This window comes from Streptomyces sp. NBC_01017 (genome assembly GCF_045162795.1).
Lineage (GTDB): Bacteria > Actinomycetota > Actinomycetes > Streptomycetales > Streptomycetaceae > Streptomyces > Streptomyces machairae.
The window spans coordinates 8,320,247-8,341,461 of sequence record NZ_CP108683.1 but is presented as its reverse complement, the minus strand read 5'-3'; the positions used below and the strand labels follow the sequence as shown (position 1 = coordinate 8,341,461).

Annotated in this window: 19 protein-coding genes; 6 read left to right on the top strand and 13 right to left on the bottom strand. The window is 71.9% G+C overall.

The window, feature by feature from the left end; genetic code table 11:
• Positions 1-55 precede the first annotated feature (55 nt).
• Positions 56-1,003 carry a DMT family transporter gene (locus tag OG331_RS38300; RefSeq protein ID WP_406210573.1) on the top strand — a complete coding sequence of 316 codons (948 nt, stop codon included), beginning with the start codon at positions 56-58 and terminating at the stop codon, positions 1,001-1,003.
• Here OG331_RS38300 and OG331_RS38295 read toward each other — a convergent pair.
• From OG331_RS38295 to OG331_RS38240, 12 genes are all read right to left on the bottom strand, one after another.
• Positions 995-2,317 (bottom strand): MFS transporter, encoded by a 1,323-nt coding sequence (locus OG331_RS38295; RefSeq protein WP_406205285.1) that lies wholly within the window; start codon positions 2,315-2,317, stop codon positions 995-997. The two genes, OG331_RS38300 and OG331_RS38295, sit on opposite strands and share 9 nt — an antisense overlap.
• 192 nt (positions 2,318-2,509) lie before the next feature.
• Positions 2,510-3,589 (bottom strand): Zn-dependent alcohol dehydrogenase, encoded by a 1,080-nt coding sequence (locus OG331_RS38290; RefSeq protein WP_406205283.1) that lies wholly within the window; start codon positions 3,587-3,589, stop codon positions 2,510-2,512.
• Positions 3,590-3,600: 11 nt separating this feature from the next.
• Entirely contained in the window at positions 3,601-4,989 is a 1,389-nt protein-coding gene (locus OG331_RS38285) for an aldehyde dehydrogenase family protein (RefSeq protein WP_406205281.1), read from the bottom strand.
• Positions 4,990-5,096: 107 nt separating this feature from the next.
• Positions 5,097-5,549, bottom strand: a complete 453-nt coding sequence (locus OG331_RS38280) for a DUF3574 domain-containing protein (RefSeq protein WP_406205279.1) — start codon at positions 5,547-5,549, stop codon at positions 5,097-5,099.
• A 30-nt stretch (positions 5,550-5,579) separates the two neighbouring features.
• Complete coding sequence (locus OG331_RS38275) at positions 5,580-6,917, bottom strand: ABC transporter ATP-binding protein (RefSeq protein ID WP_406205276.1); 1,338 nt, start codon at positions 6,915-6,917, stop codon at positions 5,580-5,582.
• A gap of 163 nt (positions 6,918-7,080) precedes the next feature.
• Complete coding sequence (locus tag OG331_RS38270) at positions 7,081-7,950, bottom strand: class F sortase (protein ID WP_406205273.1); 870 nt, start codon at positions 7,948-7,950, stop codon at positions 7,081-7,083.
• Positions 7,940-8,539: a hypothetical protein gene (locus OG331_RS38265; protein ID WP_406205270.1), complete on the bottom strand. Its 600-nt coding sequence runs from the start codon at positions 8,537-8,539 to the stop codon at positions 7,940-7,942. Before OG331_RS38265 ends, OG331_RS38270 begins: the two co-directional genes overlap by 11 nt.
• Positions 8,540-8,639: 100 nt before the next feature.
• A complete protein-coding gene (locus tag OG331_RS38260) occupies positions 8,640-9,878 on the bottom strand; it encodes an MFS transporter (RefSeq protein ID WP_406205267.1) in 1,239 nt (412 codons plus the stop codon).
• Positions 9,879-9,919: 41 nt separating this feature from the next.
• Complete coding sequence (locus OG331_RS38255) at positions 9,920-11,347, bottom strand: CitMHS family transporter (protein WP_406205265.1); 1,428 nt, start codon at positions 11,345-11,347, stop codon at positions 9,920-9,922.
• A 122-nt stretch (positions 11,348-11,469) separates the two neighbouring features.
• A complete protein-coding gene (locus tag OG331_RS38250; protein ID WP_406205262.1) occupies positions 11,470-13,815 on the bottom strand; it encodes a molybdopterin oxidoreductase family protein in 2,346 nt (781 codons plus the stop codon).
• 150 nt (positions 13,816-13,965) lie between these two features.
• The gene (locus OG331_RS38245) at positions 13,966-14,580 is read right to left on the bottom strand and encodes a TetR family transcriptional regulator (protein ID WP_406205259.1); all 615 of its coding nucleotides are present in this window, start codon (positions 14,578-14,580) and stop codon (positions 13,966-13,968) included.
• On the bottom strand, positions 14,577-15,206 hold the full coding sequence (locus tag OG331_RS38240; RefSeq protein WP_406205256.1) for a hypothetical protein: 630 nt from the start codon (positions 15,204-15,206) through the stop codon (positions 14,577-14,579). Before OG331_RS38240 ends, OG331_RS38245 begins: the two co-directional genes overlap by 4 nt.
• Positions 15,207-15,367: 161 nt before the next feature.
• Between OG331_RS38240 and hmgA the strand changes: the two genes are divergently transcribed.
• The 3 genes from hmgA to OG331_RS38225 are packed head-to-tail and all read left to right on the top strand — an operon-like array spanning position 15,368 to position 18,666.
• The gene (gene hmgA, locus OG331_RS38235) at positions 15,368-16,720 is read left to right on the top strand and encodes a homogentisate 1,2-dioxygenase (protein ID WP_406205254.1); all 1,353 of its coding nucleotides are present in this window, start codon (positions 15,368-15,370) and stop codon (positions 16,718-16,720) included.
• Positions 16,721-16,747: 27 nt separating this feature from the next.
• Positions 16,748-17,497: a GntR family transcriptional regulator gene (locus OG331_RS38230; protein ID WP_406205251.1), complete on the top strand. Its 750-nt coding sequence runs from the start codon at positions 16,748-16,750 to the stop codon at positions 17,495-17,497.
• A gap of 26 nt (positions 17,498-17,523) precedes the next feature.
• Entirely contained in the window at positions 17,524-18,666 is a 1,143-nt protein-coding gene (locus tag OG331_RS38225; protein ID WP_406205248.1) for a type ISP restriction/modification enzyme, read from the top strand.
• Here OG331_RS38225 and OG331_RS38220 read toward each other — a convergent pair.
• Positions 18,663-19,379, bottom strand: a complete 717-nt coding sequence (locus tag OG331_RS38220; RefSeq protein WP_406205245.1) for a TetR/AcrR family transcriptional regulator — start codon at positions 19,377-19,379, stop codon at positions 18,663-18,665. The two genes, OG331_RS38225 and OG331_RS38220, sit on opposite strands and share 4 nt — an antisense overlap.
• Positions 19,380-19,442: 63 nt before the next feature.
• Here OG331_RS38220 and OG331_RS38215 point away from each other — a divergent pair, with 63 nt between their 5' ends.
• Both OG331_RS38215 and OG331_RS38210 read left to right on the top strand, forming a co-directional pair.
• On the top strand, positions 19,443-20,423 hold the full coding sequence (locus tag OG331_RS38215) for an ATP-binding cassette domain-containing protein (RefSeq protein ID WP_406205242.1): 981 nt from the start codon (positions 19,443-19,445) through the stop codon (positions 20,421-20,423).
• Entirely contained in the window at positions 20,420-21,202 is a 783-nt protein-coding gene (locus tag OG331_RS38210; protein ID WP_406205239.1) for an ABC transporter permease, read from the top strand. Before OG331_RS38215 ends, OG331_RS38210 begins: the two co-directional genes overlap by 4 nt.
• Positions 21,203-21,215 lie beyond the last annotated feature (13 nt).

Sequence of the window (21,215 nt, the reverse complement as noted above, 5' to 3'; positions counted from 1 at the left end):
CGGTCCGAAATCCGCCAGCGCCGCACCCCCTCCCCTCCCTAGCCTCTGGAGCATGATGAACGTCCCCCTTGCGCACCCGGCCCGCCGCCCCGAGCTGCTGGCCGCCGGTGCCGCCACCGTCACCGTCGTGATGTGGGCCTCGGCCTTCGTCTCCATCCGCAGCGCGGGTGCGGAGTACTCGCCGGGCGCGCTGGCGCTCGGGCGGCTGCTCGTCGGTGCCCTGGTGCTCGGGGTCGTGTGTCTCGTCCGGCGGGAGGGGCTGCCCCCTCGCGCGGCCTGGCCGGGGATCGCGATATCGGGGCTGCTCTGGTTCGGCTTCTACAGCGTCGTGCTGAACTGGGGCGAGCAGCAGGTGGACGCCGGTACGGCCGCTCTCGTCGTGAACATCGGGCCCATCCTGATCGCCCTGCTCGGCGCCCGGCTGCTCGGTGATCCGATGCCGCCGCGGCTGCTGGCCGGGATGGCGGTGTCGTTCGCCGGTGCGGTGACCGTGGGGCTGTCGATGTCGGGCGGAGGCGGCTCCTCGGTGCTCGGCGTGGTGCTGTGCCTGCTCGCCGCGCTCGGGTACGCGGGCGGTGCCGTGGCGCAGAAGCCGGCGCTCGGCCATGCCAGTGCGCTCCAGGTGACGACGTTCGGCTGCCTGGTCGGCGCGGTCCTCTGCCTGCCCTTCAGCGGGCAGCTCATCGCCGACGCCGCCGATGCCTCCCTGTCGGCGACGCTCAACATGGTCTACCTGGGCGTCTTCTCGCTGGCGCTGGCCTTCACGACGTGGGCGTACGCCCTGGCCCGTACGACGGCCAGCCGCATGGGCGCGACCACGTACGCGGTGCCCGCGCTGGTCGTGCTGATGTCCTGGCTGACGCTCGGCGAGGTGCCGGGGCTGCTCACGCTGGCCGGCGGGGTGCTGTGCCTCGCGGGTGTCGCCGTGTCCCGGTCCCGGAAGCGGGCCACTCGGGTCGTGGCTGCATCGCCGCGACCCGAGCAGACCCGGGAGTCAGCGTGAACGCGCCCTGTCCGCAAGGACCTTGATGGACAGCAGGGCGATCACCGAGAGGAAGACGATGTAGCCCGAGACCGCCATCGAGGTGCCCGTGGCCTCCAGCAGCAGCACCATGATGAACGGGGCGAGGCCGCCGCCGAGCACGGCCGCGATCTGGTAGCCGAGGGAGGCGCCCGTGTACCGCATCTCGGGCGTGAACAGCTCGGCGAACAGGGCCGCCTGGGGGCCGTACATGATGCTGAGGAAACAGCTGGCGACGAACGTGCCGACGGCCAGCCACAGCAGTGAGCCGGTGTCGATCAGCAGGAACATCGGTACGGCCCACAGGGCGATGCCGACCGCGCCGAGGGCGTAGATGCGGATCCGGCCGACCTTGTCGGAGAGGGCCGCGGCGGCCGGAATCAGCACCAGCTGGGTGAGGCTGACGCAGAGCGAGACGGTGAGGACCGCGCTCTTCTTCATGTCGAGTTCCCGGGTCGTGTAGTCGAGGACGCCGGTGATCAGGATGTAGAAGGTCGCGGTGTTCACGGCGAAGGAGCCGCCGGCAAGGAGGACCGTGCCGAGGTGGTTCTTCATGATCGTGCGCAGGGGGCTGCTCTGTTCGGCCTTCTCCTTCTCGGCGAGCGCCTGCTCGGCCTGGCGGAATTCGGGGGTCTCCTCGACGCGGGTGTGGATGTACCAGGCGAGCGCGAGGACCAGCAGGCCGATCAGGAACGGAATCCGCCAGCCCCACGCCGCGAACTCGGAGTCGCTGGTGAAGGCTCCGGCCAGCAGGAAGACCGTGTTGGCGGTGACGACGCCGATGGGGACGCCGAGCTGGACGACGCTGCCGTAGACGCCGCGCTTGCCCTCGGGGGCGTACTCGGTGGCCAGCAGCATCGCGCCGCCCCACTGGGCGCCGACCGCCACGCCCTGGGCGATCCGGAGGGCGACGAGCAGGATCGGGGCGGCGACGCCGATCGTGTCGTAGGTCGGGAGCAGGCCGATGCCGGTGGTGGCGATGCCCATCAGGGTGAGCGCGAGGACCAGCATCGGCTTGCGGCCGCGCTTGTCGCCCAGCTGGCCCGCGACGATGCCGCCGATGGGCCGGGCCAGGAAGCCGACGGCGAAGGTCGCGAAGGAGGCGAGCACGCCGGCGGTGGGACTGCCGGCCGGGAAGTACAGGTCGCCGAGAACGAGAGCGGCTGCGATACCGAAGACGAAGTAGTCGTACCACTCCACGGCTGACGCGAGAGCGGCGGCGGTGGCGACGCGGCGGCGGTTGCCGACGGCGGGCGCGGTAGGGGTGAGCGGCTGGGCGGAAGGTGCCGTGTCCATGCGTGCACACTCCGGTGGGTGCGGGGACGGAACGGGGGGTGGCTCGGGTTCCGGGGAACGTACTGACCGGACGGTATGTACGTCAACGGGTCGCACAGCAGGAGTTTTACCTGTACGTGGCACGCAGAGCGGGCTCCGGGCACGCCTGCGGCCCCGGCCTCGCACGGAGACCGGGGCGTGCGCAAAGCAGGGCTAGAACACCACCATTGCCCTGCCGCCCTTCCCCGCGAGCATGTTCTCGAAGGCCGCCGGGATGCCTTCCAGGCCGATCCGTTCCGTCACGAGCGCGCCCAGGTCCAGGCGGCCCGCCCGTACGTGCTCGGCCAGCACCGGCACGTCCCGCGCCGGGTCGGAGTTGCCGTAGACGCAGCCGGCGAGGGTCCGGCCCCAGTGGAAGATCTCCAGGGCGTTGAACGTGACCTGCTGGTCCTTGCCGCCGATGCCGACGACCGTGGTGCGGCCGCCCCGGCGGGTGGAGTCCCAGGCCGTGCGGATCGTGGTCGCGCGGCCCACGCACTCGACGGCCACGTCCACGCCCTGCTTGTCGGTCAGCCCCCGGATCTCGCGGGCGGTGGTCTCGGAGGCGACCACATAGTCGGTGGCCCCGGCCGCGCGGGCCAGTTCCTCCTTCGCCGGGGAGACGTCGACCGCGACGATGCGTCCGGCACCCGCGATACGGGCCGCCTGGAGTGCCGCGAGACCCACTCCCCCGACGCCGTACACCGCGACCGTCTCGCCGGGCCGGACCCGCGCCGAGTGGTGGACGGCGCCGTAGCCGGTGAGGACCGCGCAGCCGAGGAGGGCGGCGTCGGTCAGGGGGATGCCGGCCGGGAGCGGCAGGACGCAGCCCGCCGACACCACCGTCTCCTCGGCGAACGCCGCGACGTTCAGACCGGGGTGGAGGTCGGTGCCGTCGGCGGTGCGGGCGTACACGTCGGCGGCGCCGTTGAGGGCGTTGGCGCACAGCCAGACCTCACCGAGCGAGCAGGCGTGGCAACTGCCGCAGGACGGGGCCCAGTTGAGGACGACCTCGGCGCCGGGCGCGACATGGGTGACGCCCTCGCCGACAGCGACGACGGTGCCGGCGCCCTCGTGGCCGAGGACGGCGGGGACCGGCACCCGCATGGTGCCGTTGGACAGGGACAGGTCGGAGTGGCACACCCCGGCGGCGGCGAGACGGACGCGGACCTGGCCGGGGCCGGGGTCGGGAAGCTCGATGTCCGTGATCTTCAGCGGGGCGCCCACTTCGGGCAGGACGGCTGCGCGTACCACGTGAACGCTCCTCAGAACTGCAGGGACTTGGTCTGGAGGTACTCGGCGAGACCGTGCGAGCCGAGCTCGCGGCCGACGCCGGACTGCTTGTAGCCGCCGAAGGGCGCGAGCGGGTTGAAGCGGCCGCCGTTGATGTCGACCTGCCCGGTGTCCATCCGGCGGGCGAAGGCCACCGCCTGAGCCTCGTCCCCCGCCCAGACCGCGCCGGCGAGGCCGTAGTCGGTGCCGTTGGCGATGCGCAGGGCGTCCTCCTCGTCCTCGTAGCGCAGGACGGACAGGACCGGGCCGAAGATCTCCTCCTGGGCGATCGTCATCTGCGGGGTCACGTCGGCGAAGACGGTCGGGGAGACGAAGTAGCCCTGTTCGCGCGGGGATTCGGGACCTCCGGCCACCAGTCGCGCACCCTCCGCCACGCCCTTCTCGATGTAACCGCGCACCCGCTCCTGCTGCTTGGCGTTCACCACCGGGCCGATCCGCTCGCCGTACTTCGCGGCGGCGGCCGTGGCCAGCTCGACGGCCTCGTCGTACTGGTCCCGGTGCACCAGCATCCGCGTCCAGGCGCTGCACGTCTGCCCGGAGTTGGACATGACGTTGGCGACGCCGACGTTGACCGCCTTGGCCAGGTCGGCGCTCGGCAGGATGACGTTGGCGGACTTGCCGCCCAGCTCCAGGGCGACCTTCTTGATCGCCGCGCCGGCGACCGCGGCGATCTGCCGGCCGACGGCCGTGGAGCCGGTGAAGGAGACCAGGTCGACGCCCGGGTGCTCGGCGAGCGCCTGGCCCGCGACCGGCCCGCGGCCGGTGACCAGGTTGAAGACGCCCGCGGGTACGCCGGCCTCGTGCACCGCTTCGGCGAAGAGCTGGGCGACCAGCGGGGTGTCCTCGGCGGGCTTCAGCACAACCGTGCAGCCGGCGGCCAGCGCCGGGGCGGCCTTGGCGACGATCTGGTGGAGCGGGTAGTTCCAGGGCGTGATCGCGCCGACCACGCCGATGGGCTCGTGGTGGACGGTGGAGTTGCCGACCTTCTCCTCGAAGGCGTACGTCGCCGCGAGCTCGGCGTAGCCGCCCGCGACCGCGATCGGCAGGCCCGCGTGCACCGACTGCGAGAGCTTCAGGGGCGAACCGAGCTCGGCGGTGACCGTCTCGGCGATCTCGTCCTTGCGTGCCTCCAGGGCGTCCCGGAGGGCGGTCAGCCGGGCGGCCCGTTCCGCGGGCGGGGTGGCGGCCCAGGCCGGGAGGGCGGCACGGGCGGCCCGTACGGCGGTGTCGATGTCGGCGGCCGTACCGGCCGGGACCCGGCCGATGACCTGCTCGTCGGCCGGGTTCACGACGTCGATGGTGTCCGGGCCGGCGGCGGGGCGCCACTCGCCGTCGATGTACATGCCGTCGTGCGCCTTCATGGTGCGTCCTCCCGGGCTGGGCCGTGTCGTCGTGCCACTCATAAACTAGCGGCGATAGTTTTCGGGCGCCAGGCACCCCCCGACTTCGCGCCGGGCACCCCCTGGCATCAGAAGGCCACCCTGGCCCTGTCGTCCACCCTAGCCACGGCCTCCTGGCCGAACTGCTTCCCGTACGCCCGGCGGATCTCCTCGATCTTCCGGTCGTTCACGGCCGCCCGGTCGACCGGGTACAGGAGGATCAGTTCGTACGACCGCTCCTTCTCGATCGCCCCGCTCGCGTCCCGCCACTGTCCGTGCCCGCTCTGCACGGTCAGGCCGTCCGGGAAGTCCGGCGTGACCTCCTTGTCGACGAAGGCCATGAACTGCCGGTCGGTGACGGCCGGGCCGCCGTCGGGGCGCGCGGTGCCGAAGAAGAGCTGCGTCTCGACGTACGGCTCTCCCCGCGACGGCACCGAGGCGGTCTTGTCGTCGAGGGTTGCGTACGCCGTGGGCGCGCCGACGGCCAGCAGCAGACCGGACACCGCCAAGGCGGTCCTGGTTCGGGTGAATTGCAGGTGCATGCACCCATGACTACCTATGCCCGAGGTGTCTCATTCATCCAGATCCGGAAGTCGCGCCGGGGCCGGGCAAATACGTTCGCCGTGCTGGTCGAAGACGAACAGGTGGGCGATGTCGACCAGGAGCGGAACCTGCATGCCGTGCCGCAGGTCGATGTCGGGCGTGGTGCGCACGATGAGGTCCCCGGGGAGCCGGCCCTCGGGCGGCGCCACGTCGGGAGCGGCGTCGGCCGGATGCTCCAGCGTCACCACCGGCCCGGCGCGCAACGCGCCCGCCCGGCTGCGGAGCCGGTCCAGCACCGTGCCGGCGTCACGGCGGCGACGCCGGACCGGCGCGACGGGGCGCGGCGCCTCCAGGTCCGGTACGACGGCCGGCTGGGAGCCGGTGTTGAAGTGGACGAGGACCTCGTGGCCCTGGAACTCCACATGCTCGACGAGGCCGGTGATGTGCACCTCGCCGGGCCGGGCGGTGGCGGGCGAGGCGATCCGCACCGCCTCCGAGCGCAGGCCCACGATCACCTCGCGGCCCTGCTGGACGCGGAGCAACTGGTGGTCCAGGGACAGGGGTTCGGGCAGCCGGAGGTACTGCTTGCCGAGGCTGATGGTCATCGCGCCGTCCAGCGGGGCGCGTACGAGGCCGCGCAGGAGGTTGATGCGCGGGGTGCCGATGAAGGCGGCGACGAAGACGTTGCGGGGCAGGGCGTACACCGCACGCGGGGTGCCGACCTGCTGGAGGAAACCGCCGCGCAGCACGGCCACCCGGTCGCCGAGCGACATCGCCTCGGCCTGGTCGTGGGTGACGTAGACCGTGGTGACGCCCAACTTCCGGGTGAGGGAGGAGATTTCGGCGCGCAGGTGGTTGCGCAGCTTGGCGTCGAGGTTGGACAGCGGCTCGTCCATCAGGAAGGCCGTGGGGTGACGGGCGATGGCCCGGCCCATGGCGACGCGCTGGCGTTCACCGCCGGAGAGCTGGGCGGGAAAGCGGTCGAGGAGGTCCTCGATGCCCAGCATGCGGGCGGTGGCGTCCACCCGCGGGCGGGGGTCCTGGCCGGGCGACTCGATGCGCAGCGGGAAGCCGATGTTGTCGCGGCTGGTCATGCTCGGGTAGAGGGCGAAGTTCTGGAAGACCATCGCCATGTGCCGGTCGGCGGGCAGCAGGTCGTTGGACCACTCGCCGTCCAGCAGCAGCTCGCCCTCGTCGATCTCCTCCAGGCCGGCGATCATCCTCAGCACGGTGGACTTGCCGCAGCCGGAGGGCCCGAGGAGGACGAGGAACTCGCCGGGCTCGATGTCCAGCGAGAGCCGGTCCACGACCCGGACGCCTCGCGTGTACGACTTGCTCACGTGGTGCAGGGATATGGCGCGTGTCATGACGGCTGCCCCCGAGGGCTCATTTGCTCCGCGGTCGGACGCCTCGTGCGGGTCGTACGGGGCGTATGAGTCACGGAAGCTAACGGAATGTGTGCGGCCGGGGGAAGGGACTGGGCGGAATCGGGCGTCGCGGTCCGGCAAATGAGCAGGCGGACTGCAGGGTTCAGCGCTTGTCGGCCGCCGCGCGCGGCTCGCGGGTCGCGGTGAGATGGGCGAAGACGACGACGTTGCCCGAATAGCCGGTCCGGCGGTCGTAGTTGCCGCCACAGGTGATCAGCCGCAGCTCGGGGCGGCTCCGGGCGCCGTACACCTCCCGGTTGGGGAACTTGTCCTTCTCGTACGACTTGATGGCGTCCACCTTGTACACGGCGGTCCGGCCGTCGGCGCGCCGGACCTCGATGCGTCTGCCGCGCTTCAGCTCGCCGAGACCGCCGAAGACGGCCGGGCCGGTGTTCGTGTCGAGATGGCCGACCGCAATGGCGGTGCCCTGCTCGCCGGGTGACGGCCCGTCGGCGTACCAGCCGGCCACCTCGGGCTCGTTCTCGGGGGGCGCGGGCAGTCGCCGCTCGCTGTCGAGGCGCAGGTCGATGAGGGTGGCGTCGACGCCGATGTAGGGGATGACGAGGCGGGTCGCACGGGAACGGGGCAGGGGGCGGGGCGCGGCCGGGCGCTTGGCGGCCTTCCCCTTGTCGGCGGGGCTCGGGGGTGGCGGGGAGGGGCTGCTGACCGCGCTTTCGGGCGGGGCCTGCGTTGCGGAGGGCAGGGGCTGCCGTGGCGACGCCTCGCGGGCGGCGGCGCCCGGGTCGGTGGGGCCGGGGCGGGAGTCGGCGCCCGCCCCGCCGGCACCGGAACCGGCGCCGGCGGACTGGACCTCGGAGGCCTCGGGGAAGCCCGGAGCGGCCGTATCCACTCCGGGCCGCTCGTGGTCGCACCGGACGCCGACCACCACCAGCGCGGCGGCCAGTACGGCCGTCCTCGTCAGACGGTAGGCGCGCCTCCGGTACCAGGGCCTGCGTCGCCTCCTACGCGCCATGCGTACGGCGACGGAGCCGGAACCACATCACCCCGCCCACCGCGGCGAGACCGACGACGCCGGCGCCGGCGACCGTGGTGAACGCCTCATCGCGAGCGATGCCGCCACCGCCGGCGGGCGGACCGCCCTGCGGGCCGGGCGAGGGCGTCGACATCGACGACCGGCAGTCGACCGTGAAGCTCTTCTCCCGCTCAGGGGCCGTGGCGCCCGGGTACGTCCAGTAGAGCCGGTACTGCCCGTCGGGCACCGTCAGGTCCACGGAGTGGCCGGCGCCATTCGCGAGGTTGATGGTCCCGGTGAGCCCGGCAGCTCCGCCGGCCGGGGGTTCGGCCGCGATGCGGTAGGTGGCGGTCGTCACCTCTTCGAAGTTGACGGCGTCGAGGTAGAACCGGCAGACCCGCGGCTCGTCGATCGCGTCTCCGTACGGCGTGCGCGCGACCCCGTCCCACGGCGCCGTGTGGATCTTGATGGTGGCATTCTCCTGTGCGCCCGCCGTCGGCACCCCGGAGAGCGGTGTGAGCGCGGCAGTGAGCGCCGTGACGGCGGCGATACGCAGTCCGGCGCGGCGTGGAAGAGGCGTGGTGGGCATGCGAGTCCTCCGAGTCAGACGATTTTCGTACAAATCGCGCTTTGCCTGACTCTCTTTCACATGCGCGCGACGAATCGGGGGAGCATCGCCCTACGATCCGTCAGATACCACTCTTTCGCCGCAATGCCGGTCTGGCTCCGCCCCGCTCACCGCCGTCCTCCGCCTCCCCCGCCGGCCCCGCCGGCGCCCGCAGTGCGACCCCGGCCGACAGCAGCAACAGCGCCCCCAGCATGACGAACGGCGCCGCCACGCCCGCGAGGCCCGCGATCAGGCCCGCCGACGCAGGCGCGGCGACCTGCCCGAGGCGGTTGCCGGTCAGCCGCAGGGCGAGGGCCGTGGAGCGGGCGCCGTCGGGGGCCGCCTGGACGACCGTCGTCATGGACAGCGGCTGCCCGACGCCGAGGCAGAAGCCGAGCACCGCCAGGATCAGGGCCAGCGCCCACACCGGCACCGGCAGCGCGATCCCGGCGCACAGCACGGCCGCCAGCAGACAGGTCACGGTCAGCAGCAGGGTCCGGCCGAGCAGCCGCAGCAGGGGCGTCAGGACCAGGCGGCAGGCGATGGTGGCCGCCGCGCGCAGGCTGAGCAGGAGGCCGATCACGGACGGCGCGATGCCGCGGTGCTCGCCGACCACCGGGAGGTAGGCGGTGAGGATGTCGGTCGCGGACAGCACGGCGAGGCTGATGAAGATGCCGGCGGGCACACCCCGGGCGCGCAGGATGCGCCGGACGGAGACGCGCTCGCCCTGGTCCTTGCCGGACTCGGACGCGCTACGGCTCTCTATGCGCCACAGCGAGGTCAGCGCGACCGCGCCGCCCGCACCCGCCACCAACAGGGCGAGTGCGCTGGTCCCCGCCATGTCCCGGCCGCCGATCAGCGCGCCCGCGGCGATCGGGCCGACCAGCTGGCCGAGCGAGGCGCCGATCGTGAAGTGGCCGAAGTTGCGGTCCTGTTCGTGCGGGGCGGACTGGCGGGCCACGAGCGACTGGGCGCCGATGACGAAGCAGAGGTGGCCGAGGCCCATGACCCCGCTCCAAACCGCCATCGCCCACAGGGAGCCCGCGAGGCCGCTCATGGCGCAGCCGCCGGATATCAGGACGACGCCGACGGGCAGCAGCGGCGCACAGCGGCCGTGGTCGGTGCGGCGGCCCAGCGGGACGGCGACGAACAGCGGGAGCAGGGCGTACACCCCCGCGATCACGCCGATCGCCCGCTCGTCGGCGCCCAGCGCGAGGGCCCGGTAGGAGACGGCGGGCCGGGCCATCGACACCGCCCCCTGCGCGAAGCTGAAGGCGATGACGAGGCGGAGCAGCCAGCCGCGGTTCCCACCGGGCGCCATGATCGTGTTCCTCCCGGACTTGAAGGTACTTGCTCGCGGGGTCAGATGATTCCGAAGAGGATTCCCGCCGCGAGGATGATGAGGCAGGTGAGCGCCGCCCACTTCACCACGAACTTGGTGTGGTCGCCGAACTCCACCTTGGCCATGCCGACCAGGACGTACACGGCCGGGACGAGCGGGCTCGACATGTGCAGCGGCTGGCCGACCAGGGAGGCACGGGCCATCTCCAGCGGGGTGACGCCGTGTGCCGCGCCGGCCTCGGCGAGGACGGGCAGGACGCCGAAGTAGAAGCCGTCGTTCGACATGAAGTAGGTGAGCGGGAGGCTCAGGACGCCGGTGACCAGGGCCATGTGCGGGCCCATGCCGTCGGGGATGACGTCCACCATCCACCTGGCCATGTGGTCCACCATCCCGGTGCCCTGGAGGACGCCGGTGAAGACGGCGGCGGCGAAGACCATGCCGGAGACGTTGAGGACGTTGTCGGCGTGGGCGGCTAGACGGGCCTTCTGGTCGGGGATGTGCGGGAAGTTGACCGTCAGGGCGAGCGCGGCGCCGAGCAGGAACAGCACCGGGATCGGCAGCCACTCCATGATCATGGCGGTGAGCAGGGCGCCGGTGAGCAGCGCGTTGAACCAGTACAGCTTGGGACGCAGCGTGGGCCGGTTCGGGTCGAGGACCTGGAAGCGCTCCGCGTCGCCCTCCTCGTCGTCGTCCTCGGCGTCCGTGCCGGAGCCGGCGCCGCCGGTGGCCTTGCCCGTACCGGAGGCACCGGAACCGGACCCTGCGCCGACGAGAACCGTCTCGGTCTCCTTCTCCTCGGCCTTCTCCTCGACCAGGACCTGGTCCAGCGTGAGGACACCCAGGCGCTTGCGCTCGCGCAGGCCGAGGAAGTACGAGAGGACGAAGACGGCCACGAGACCGACGGCGAGGGCCGGGATCATCGGGACGAAGATGTCGCTGGCGTCGAGCTTGAGCGCGGTGGCGGCGCGGGCGGTCGGGCCGCCCCACGGCAGCGTGTTCATCACGCCGTTGGCCATCGCGGCGACGCCGGTCATCACGACCAGGCTCATCTTCAGGCGCTTGTACAGCGGGTACATCGCCGAGACGGTGATCATGAAGGTGGTCGAGCCGTCACCGTCGAGCGAGACGATCGCGGCGAGGATCGCCGTGCCGACCACGATCCGCATCGGGTCGGCCTTGCAGAACTTCAGGATGCCCCGAACGATCGGGTCGAAGAGGCCGACATCGATCATCACACCGAAGTAGACGATCGCGAACATGAGCATCGCCGCGGTGGGGGCGAGGTCGGTGACGCCGTCGAGGACGTAGTCACCGAGCTTGGCGCCCTTCCCGACGAAGACGCAGAACAGTGCCGGGATCAGCACGAGCGCCGCGATCGGCGACATCTTCTTCATCATGATCAGGACCAGGAAGGTCGCGATCATGGCGAAGCCAAGGATGGTCAGCATGAGTGGATACCTAACGTTCGCCCTTGAACGACCCACCAGGGCCGGCGGTGCGTTGACGTTAGGTCCCGTCAAGCGGCGTTAACAAGACGTTGACATGCGAGCAATAAGCGCAAAACTGCTGGTCACAGCTTTGCACTGCTCACAGCGCTGCCACGGTGGCCTGTTTTACTCAGGTCTGCTTCGCCGATGTCCGCGCCGGTCACCCCGCCGACTGCCTCTCTGCCGGGGGTCCGGGGGTCGTCCCCCGGGAAAAGCAGCACGGGTACGCCGTTGAGGACCGCGTTGCCCGAGAGCGGGTCGAGCAGGCTGCCGTCGAGGAGCTGGTTGACGTTGACGCCGGGGTCCTTCAGCGCATGGTTCAGCCGGGTGCCGGGGCGGCTGTGGCCCCAGCCGTGCGGCAGGCTGACGACACCTGGGCGGATCGCGTCGGTGACCTCGGCCTCCGTGACCACCTCCCCGCCGGCGCCCTTCACGCGCACGGGCGCCCCGTCCCGCAGCCCCAGCCGCTCGGCGTCCTCGGGGTGGATGTGCAGGGTGCAGCGGTTGGTCCCGCCGGTGAGGGCGGGCACGTTGTGCATCCAGCTGTTGTTGGAGCGCAGATGGCGGCGGCCGACCAGGACGATCCCGTCGGTGCGCTCGCGCAGGGCCGCCCGCAGGCGGGGCAGGTCGTCGGCGATGGGCCGCGGCAGCAGCTCCACCTTGCCGCTGACGGTCTTCAGCGGCTGCGGCAGCCGGGACTTCAGCGGCCCGAGGTCGATGCCGTGCGGATGCGCTAGGAGCCTCTCCAGGGTGAGCCCGTCCGGTCGTACGCCGAAGCCGTCGCCGTACGGGCCGAGGCGCAGCATCATGTCGAGGCGCCGCTCGGGGCCGTTCACGCCGGTGAGCCGAGCTGCGAGTTCCTTCGGATCGCGGCCGTGGACCGGGGAGTGCGGCTCCTTGACCGCCTTGCCGAGGGTCTGGTCGATGACCAGTGTGTCGACCGCGGCCGGGTCGGCGCCGTGCATGCCGGTCGCGGCCAGGACCAGCCGGGCCAGGATCTCGGACTCGGCCATCCGGCCCGGCTCCAGCGGGACCGCGGGGCGGCTGTAGCGGACCTGGTTGCGCACGGCGAGGGTGTTGAAGGCGAAGTCGTGGTGCGGGCTCTGCGAGGGCGGGGGCGGCGGCAGCACGACGTGGGCGTGGCGCGAGGTCTCGTTGAGGTACGGGTCGACGCTGACCATGAAGTCGAGCGAGTCGAGGGCCTTGTCGAGGCGGTCGCCGTCGGGTGCCGACAGAACCGGGTTGGCGGCGACCGCAATGAGGGCCCGGACCGGCTCGCCCTCCTCGGTGGCCGTGTCGATCTCCTCGGCGAGCGCGGACAGCGGCAACTCCCCCTTGGCCTCGGGGTGCCCGCTCACCCGCGACTGCCAGCGCCCGAGCGCGAAGCCGTGGCCGGGTCCTGCGGGGCGGGGCGTCTTGTCGGTGGCCGCCTGCGGGAAGAGGGCGCCGCCGGGGCGGTCGAGGTTGCCGGTGAGGATGTTCAGGACGTCGACGAGCCAGCTGGCCAGGGTGCCGTGCGGGACGGTGCAGCTGCCGATGCGGCCGTAGACGGCGGCGGTGGGGGCGGCGGCCAGCTCGCGGGCGAGGGTGCGGATCGTGCCGGCGTCGACGTCACAGGCGTCCGCCACGGCTTCGGGACTGAAGCCCCGTACGGCGTCGGGGAGTTCGTCGAGACCCTGGAGGTGCGGCGCCGGCTCACCGGGAGCCACGAGCCCTTCCTCGAAGAGGACGGACGTCATCGCCGCGAGGAGCAGCGCGTCCGTGCCGGGCCGGATCGCGATGTGCCGGTCGGCGAGCTTGGCGGTGCGGGTGCGGCGCGGGTCGATGACGGTGAGGGTGCCGCCGCGGGCCTTGAGCGCCTTCAGCTTGCCCGGGAAGTCGGGGGCGGTGCACAGGCTGCCGTTGGACTCCAGCGGGTTGGCACCGATGAGGAGCAGATGGTCGGTGTGGTCCAGGTCCGGCACGGGGATCGCGAGGGCGTCGCCGTAGAGCAGGCCGCTGGAGACGTGCTTGGGCATCTGGTCGACCGTGGAGGCGGTGAAGATGCTGCGGGTGCGCAGGCCGGCGAGCAGGACCGGCGGGTAGAGCGCGCCGGCCACGGTGTGCACGTTGGGGTTGCCGAGCACGACGCCCACCGAATTCGGCCCGTACCGCTCGACGACCGCCCGGACACCGGCGGCGACCGCGTCGAAGGCCTCCTCCCAGGTGGCCTCGCGCAGCTCGCCGTCCTTGCGCACGAGCGGGGTGCGCAGCCGGTCGGGGTCACCGTCGACGGCCCCGAAGGAGGCGCCCTTGGGGCAGATGAACCCCTGGCTGAACACGTCGTCGCGGTCACCGCGGGCACCGGTGACCTCGGTCCCCTCGATGGTGAGCGTCAGGCCGCAGGTGGCCTCGCACAGGGGGCAGATGCGCAGTGCGGTGCGGGACACGGGTCCTCCCGGGGTGGCGGCGGCGGTGGCGCGCGGGCGAGGTCGAGCATACCGACCGGTATGCACGGAGGGGAGTCCTCGCGAGGGGTGAGGTCGGAAATTCGCGAGCCGTCAGCCGGGCGGAGCGTCAGCGCGGCACCGGGCAGGCCGTCAGTCCAGCACCCGCGCCAGATACGCCCGCAGCATCTCGCGCGCCTCCTCGATGATCCGTTCGTCGCCCTCCGGAGCCACCCGGAACGAGAGGTGGACCAGGGTGTCTGCGGTTTCGACGGCGATGAGGAAGATGCGGCGAAGGTCCTCGTCGGGTTCGCGGCCGAGGTAGCCGGCGAGCAGGTCGGTGAGGGCGTCGGCGACGCGGTGGTTGGGTTCGCCGCGGGTTCCGACGGGGATCTGGTTGCCGAAGTCGACGAGGGAGAAGCCCGGGGCGGTGCGCTTCATGGCGATGTACTCGTCGAGCACGGCGTCCATCGCCGCACGCCAGCCGCCGTCGCCGGCCTCCTTGAGGCGCTCGGTGACACGGGCGGCGTACCGCTCCAGGTTGCGCTGCGCCAGGGCGTCGGCCATCTGGCGTTTGTTGCCGAAGAACCGGTAGACCGAGCCGATGGGCACGCCGGCGCGCTGGGCGACGGCCCGGGTGCTCAGGTCGTCGTAGCCGACCTCGTCGAGGAGGTCGGCGCAGGCGTCCAGGATCCTGGTGAGCCGTTCGGCGCTGCGCCGCTGCACAGGCGCCCGGCGAAGCGTGTCTGGGTGGGGCACGGTCTTCATGATGCCTTTCCGCCTCGGTCCGGTGAACCTCGGCCCCCTGTACGGAAGCGGGTACCCGGCGTGCTCAGTGCCGCGGCGGACGCTGTCGACGTGGGCTCCGGCGTCACGGTCGTCTCCGCCTCCGATGCCGTGATGTCGGCCGTGCTCTCGACGGGGTCGTCGTCCACGGCCCACACCGTGCCGTCGTCCGCGTACAGCCGGACGGTGACCTGGTGCGTGCCGCGCGGCACGAGCTCCGCCGGGAGACGGTGGTCGGGGCCGCGCAGCCTGGCGACCAGGCGGTCGTCCACGTAGAGGTACGCGAGCCCGCGCCCGGCGAACGCCCGCGCCGGTGTACCGGCGGGCGAGAAGCGGAAGTTGCGGACCGTCAGCCGTACGTCCCAGACCCGGTCGCCGCCGTCCGGGTCCGGCTGCACCTCGACGCCGACCTCGGGGGCGTCGCCCCTGTCCACCGCGCGATAGTGCCGCCCCTGCTCGTCGGTGTCGTCGAGGACCTTGCCCACCGGGGAGGGCGAGGCCCCGTCCGCACTCCGGTGCCGCGCATCACCGGAGCCGCAGCCCGCGGATCCGGTCAGCAGCAGGACACAGACCACGAGAGCGGCGAGCAGGGTCCGCGTCCACGACATGCCCGGGAGAATAGAACACCGGTCCGACAGCCGGATCCCCCTGGAGTCGGGTTCCCGTCCGTTTCCCGTCGCCCCCGCAGAGGAGGTCCGGCGGATCACTTGCGCCGACGAAATCGCAATCCTACGGTGAAGCATAGGAATCAGATCTCGAGGGAGCGATCATGAGCGATGGGGGTACCTCCCGCGCGAGCGGGTTCGAGCGTGGGGGAGCGCGGAAGACCGCCGAAGGGCTCACCTACCTTTCCGGCTTCGGCAACGAGCACAGCTCGGAGGCGGTGCCCGGCGCCCTTCCCGAGGGCCGGAACTCACCCCAGCGCGCCCCGCTGGGGCTGTACGCGGAGCAGCTGAGCGGTACGGCCTTCACCGAGCCGCGGGCCCACAACCGCCGCTCCTGGCTGTACCGCATCCGCCCGTCGGCCGCCCACCCGGCGTTCACCCGCACCGACAACGGCGCGATCCGTACGGCGCCCTTCACGGCATCCGAGCCGGACCCGAACCGGCTGCGCTGGAACCCGCTGCCCGAGCCCGCTCCCGGAACCGACTTCCTGGCCGGCCTGTGGACCCTGGGCGGCAACGGCGACGCCACCCAGCGCACCGGCATGGCCGTGCACCTGTATCACGCGACCTCCTCGATGGACCGCGTCTTCAGCGACGCCGACGGCGAGCTGCTGATCGTGCCGGAGCAGGGCGGGCTGCTGCTGCGCACGGAGTTCGGGCTGCTACATGTGGAGCCGGGACATGTCGCGCTGATTCCGCGTGGGGTGCGCTTCCGTGTGGAGCTACTGGATGACTCTGCCCGCGGTTATGTGTGCGAGAACTACGGCGCCCCCTTCCACCTGCCGGACCTCGGCCCGATCGGCGCCAACGGGCTGGCGAACGCACGGGACTTCAAGGCGCCGGTGGCCGCGTACGAGGATGTCGAGGGCCCGGTGGAGGTGGTGAACAAGTTCTGCGGCAACCTCTGGACGGCCACCTACGACCACTCCCCGCTCGACGTGGTCGCCTGGCACGGCAACCATGTGCCGTACACCTATGACCTGCGCCGTTTCAATGTGATCGGCACCATCTCCTACGACCACCCCGACCCGTCGATCTTCACGGTGCTGACGTCCCCGTCGGACACACCGGGCCTCGCGGGTGTCGACTTCGTCGTGTTCGCCCCGCGCTGGCTGGTGGGTGAGGACACCTTCCGGCCGCCGTACTTCCACCGGAACGTGATGAGCGAGTACATGGGCCTCATCGAGGGCGCCTACGACGCGAAAGCCGAGGGCTTCGTGCCCGGGGGCGGGTCGCTGCACAACATGATGTCGGCGCACGGCCCGGACCGGGAGACGTTCGACCGGGCGAGCGCGGCCGAGCTGAAGCCGCAGAAGATCGACGACGGTCTGGCGTTCATGTTCGAGACGCGCTGGCCGGTCACCCTGACCCCGCACGCGGCCGGCGCCGAGCACCTGCAGAAGCGCTACGACGACGTCTGGCACGGCATGGAGCGGCATTTCCGCCCCTTGCAGTAGAGATCCCCGACCGGTACGGATGGCCCCGTGACCTCCTTCGCCCCGGACTCCATCGTCCTGAACCGCAAACTGCCGCTCTGGTACCAGGTGTCGCAGTCACTGCGCGCCTCGATACTGGGCCGCCGGCCGCAGGACCCGCTGCGCCTGCCCACCGAGGAGCAGTTGGCGGAGCACTACGGCGTGAGCGTGCTGACCATGCGCCAAGCGCTGAAGGAGCTGGAGGACGAGGGCCTGATCACGCGCCACCGCAGACGCGGCACCTTCATCGAGCCGGAGGCCCTCCCGGGCGCACCCGTGCGGCTGCTCGGCTCGGTGGACGCGATCGTGGCCCAGCAGTCCGGCATGGTCACGGAGCTGCTGGACCACGGCAAGGCACCCGTGCCCGCCGAAGTCGCCGAGTTCTTCCCGGATCTCGAGGAGGTGGCGACGTACCACCGCCTGCGCAGTGAGGAGAAGTCGGGCGAGCCGACCAACCACGCCCGCAACTACGTCCGCCCCGAACTCGCCGCGCGCATCGACCTGGACGACCTCGTCCGCTGGCCGATGACCAAGGTGCTGCGGGACATCGTCGGGGCGGACATCAGCCGCATCACGGACACGGTGGAGGCGCGCCTCGCCGACCCGGAGACGGCACGGTTGCTGCAAGTCCCGCTGCTGAGCCCGATCCTGCACTACACGGGCGTGACGTACGACGCGCAGGGCCGGGTCCTGGACGCGGCGGTCATCCACTACCGCGGCGACCGCTTCTCCTTCACGGTGACCCTGGACGCCACCTGACCCATGTGTCGTAACCAGGTCGTACGATGCCCAGCGTGACGCACGACGACGCTCCGCTGCTGGCGGACCTCATGCCGTGGTCCGTCGCACCGCCGCGGCTCGGCCGGGGGTGGCCGACGGGTCCCGACGCGGCGTCCCTGAAAGCCCGCTGGGACGCCTTCGTGAAGGCCGAGGGCCCGGACCGGGACACCCTGCTGGAGCCGACGCGCTCCCGCACCCTGCACTCGGCGGTCGGCCAGCTACCGGGCCGGTCCACCGGCACGGAGAAGCTGATCCGCGCCTCGGGCCCCTGTCCGGAGCCGGTACGGGTCCTGCACGCCCCGTTCGACGAGCAGTGGCTGATCCCCGACCACCGTCTGATCGACGCGGCCCGCCCCGAGCTGTGGCGGGTGGCGGACGAGCGCCAGGTCTTCGTCCTGGAGACCCCCGACTCCCCGCTGCTGGCGACCTCCCTGCTGCCGCTGCTCCGCCCGGGCCGCGTCCGCCCGCTGTACCGCCGCCCCGGCGGCACGGAACCCAACCTGGCCCCGGGCCTGCTGCCGCACCTCGCCTCCCGGCTGGGCCACTCCCCCACGCCGGCGGACGTCCTCGCCTGGATCCTGGCCGCCGCCCGCCCCGACCTCACCGTCCCGCTCCCGCAGGACCCCGAACTCTGGGCGCACGGCGTCGAGTCGGGCCACCGCATGCTGTGGCTGATGCTCCGCGACGGCGACCGTCCGAAGCTCCCCGGCGGCCGTCGCCCCTACGTCCGTGCCCCGCTCCCGGCCCGCCCGCTGACCCTGCACTACGACCGTGACGAGGAGGCCCTCCACCTCGACGAGGGCCGCATCTCCCCCGTGCCGCCGGAGGCCTGGGACTTCGAGATGGCCGGCGCGAGGGTTCTGGAGCAGTGGTTCACAGCCCGGGTCATGGAGCCCGAGCCCGGCACGCTGGCGGCGATCCGCCCGACGACCTGGCCACAGGCGTGGACGTCGGAGCTGCTGGAACTGATCACGGTCCTGGCCCTGCTGGCGGAACTCCCGCCGCTGCACGAGGAGTTGACCTCCGCCATCACCGCAACCGACCTCCACGAGGCCGAAGTCCTGCCGGTGCCGGGGGCGGCGCGCAGGCCGGCGTCGGTGCTGGACGGGCACGAGGAGGGCCCGGAGGGGCAACTCGCGCTGATCTAACGCCGGTCGGGGTCGAAGGCGTCCAGCACCCGCTCGAGCGCCCGCGTGAACACCGCCTCCAGATCGATCGGCCCGCTGTCCGCCATGAAGGCCGCGGCCAGCCGCGGATAGGCGCCGGTGGCGACCTGGCTGCCGAGGTAGGCGATGCGGACCGCGTTCTCCTCCTCCTCGGACCAGGGCATGGCACGGGTGCGCTCGGCGGTGGCGATCTCGTTCGCCGTGTACGTCGTCACCACGCCGTTGAGCAGCGCGACCAGCTCCATCTTCACGCTGTACGGAACGTCGAGCGGTTCGAGACAGGCCAGGCAGTGCTCCAGGTAGCGCAGGGTGTTGGGGCTGAAGCCGTACACCCCTGACATCAGCCGGGGCACCCAGGTGTGGCGGTGCATGATGGCCCGGGTCTCCTGCGCGTTGCGGATCATGTCGGCCCGCCAGTCGCCCGAGGGCTCCCGGATGTCGTGCTCGGCGCCGATCGCGTCGATCATCAGCTCGTACAGGTCCTCCTTGCGGGGGACGTAGTTGTAGAGCGACATCGTCCCGCAGCCCAGCTCGGCCGCGACGTGCCGCATGGACACGGCATCCAGCCCGCCGGTGTCGGCGATCCGCACCGCCGCAGCCGCGATGTCCGCCCGCGTGAACGCGGGCCTCGGGCCACGCCCGGTCCGCTCGGGACGCGCCCAGATCACTTGGGGTTCGGCCGCCTTGCCCGCCATCGATCATCACCTCGGCCACCATCCTAGTTACGTACAGCGTACGTAGTGCGCTATGGTCGACCCATGACTTCTACGTACGCTGTACTTAGTGAAGGCCTGGAGAAGCGATTCGGCGAGGTCCACGCCCTGCGCGGACTCGATCTGGCCGTCGCGCAGGGCACCGTCTGCGGCCTCCTCGGCCCGAACGGCGCGGGCAAGACGACGGCCATTCGGCTCCTCACCACGCTGCTGCGCCCCGACGCCGGGTCGGCCCGCGTCGCCGGGCACGACCTGCTCCGGGACCCGGCGGCCGTCCGCCGCAGCATCGGCGTCACCGGCCAGTACGCCTCGGTCGACGGCGACCTCACCGGCCGCGAGAACCTCCGGCTGTTCGCCCGGCTGCACCGGGTGCGCGGACCGGCCGAGCGGGCCGGCGAGCTCCTGGACCGCTTCGGGCTGACCGAGGCGGCCGACCGGCAGGCATCCACGTACTCGGGCGGGATGCGGCGCCGCCTCGATCTGGCGGCGAGCCTCGTGCGCCGCCCCGACGTGCTGTTCCTGGACGAGCCCACGACCGGCCTCGACCCTGCCAGCCGCAACCGGATCTGGGACGCCGTGCGGGAGCTGACGGCCGACGGCACGACCGTGCTGCTGACCACGCAGTACCTGGAGGAGGCCGACCAACTCGCCGACGACATCGCACTGGTGGACCGGGGGCGGGTCGCGCACACGGGTTCACCGGCCCAGTTCAAGGCGGCCATCGGCGCGCACGTCGAGGTCGTCGTCACCGATCCGGACGCCATGGTGAAGGCGGCGGCCGTGCTGGACCAACTGACCGGCGCCGAACCGTCGTTCGACCACGAGCGGCGTGCCGTCGGCGCGGTCACCCGGGACGCCACGCTCGCCCTCCCTCGCCTGGTGCGCGAACTCGACGCGGCGGGTGTGCCGTTGCTCGACGCCCGCATCGAACCACCGACGCTCGACGACGTGTTCCTGCGACTCACCCAGGAAACCCCGGAAGCCCAGGAAGCCCAGGAAGCCCAGGAAGAGGAGCGTGCCGCATGAGCACCCTGGCGTACGACGGCGGCGCGATGCTGGGCCGGCAGCTGCGGCGGATCCGCAACAACCCGGGGCTGCTGATCCTGACCCAGACCATGCCCATCACCATGCTGCTGTTCTTCGGCTACGTCTTCGGCAGCGCGCTGGCGATGCCCGGCGAGGAGTACCGCTCCTTCCTGGTGCCGGGGCTACTGGTGGCGACCGCCGCGAACGGGATCATGACCGGCATGTTCCAGGCCGCCCAGGACACCCACCGCGGCGTGATGGACCGCTTCCGGACGCTGCCGATGAGCCGGGCCGCCGTGCCGCTGGGACAGGCGGCGGCGGATCTGCTGGTGACGGCCGCCGGGGCGGTGCCGTTCCTGCTGGTCGGGGTCGCGGTGGGCTGGCGGATCGAGGGGTCCGCGCCGGCAGCGGTCGGCGCCGTGGGGCTGTTGCTGCTGTTCCGGTTCGCGACGACGTGGGTCGGGATCTTCCTGGGCCTGCTCACGCGGAACGAGGAGGCGGCCGGTCAGCTTGGCGGGGCGACCTTCATCCTGCCGCTGCTGTCCAACGCGTACATTCCGACCGAGGGTCTGCCGGGCTGGCTGCGCACCCTCGCCGAGTGGAATCCGATCAGCGCGGTGACCATGGCCCTGCGGGACCTCTTCGGCAACGCGCCGGTACCGGACGGTGCCGCGTGGCCGGTCGCCCATCCCGTCGCCGGGTCGCTGGCCTGGTGTGCGGTGCTCATAGCGGTGTTCGCACCGCTCGCGGTACGCCGGTACGCGCGCGGGGAGCGGTGACGTCCGGCGACTG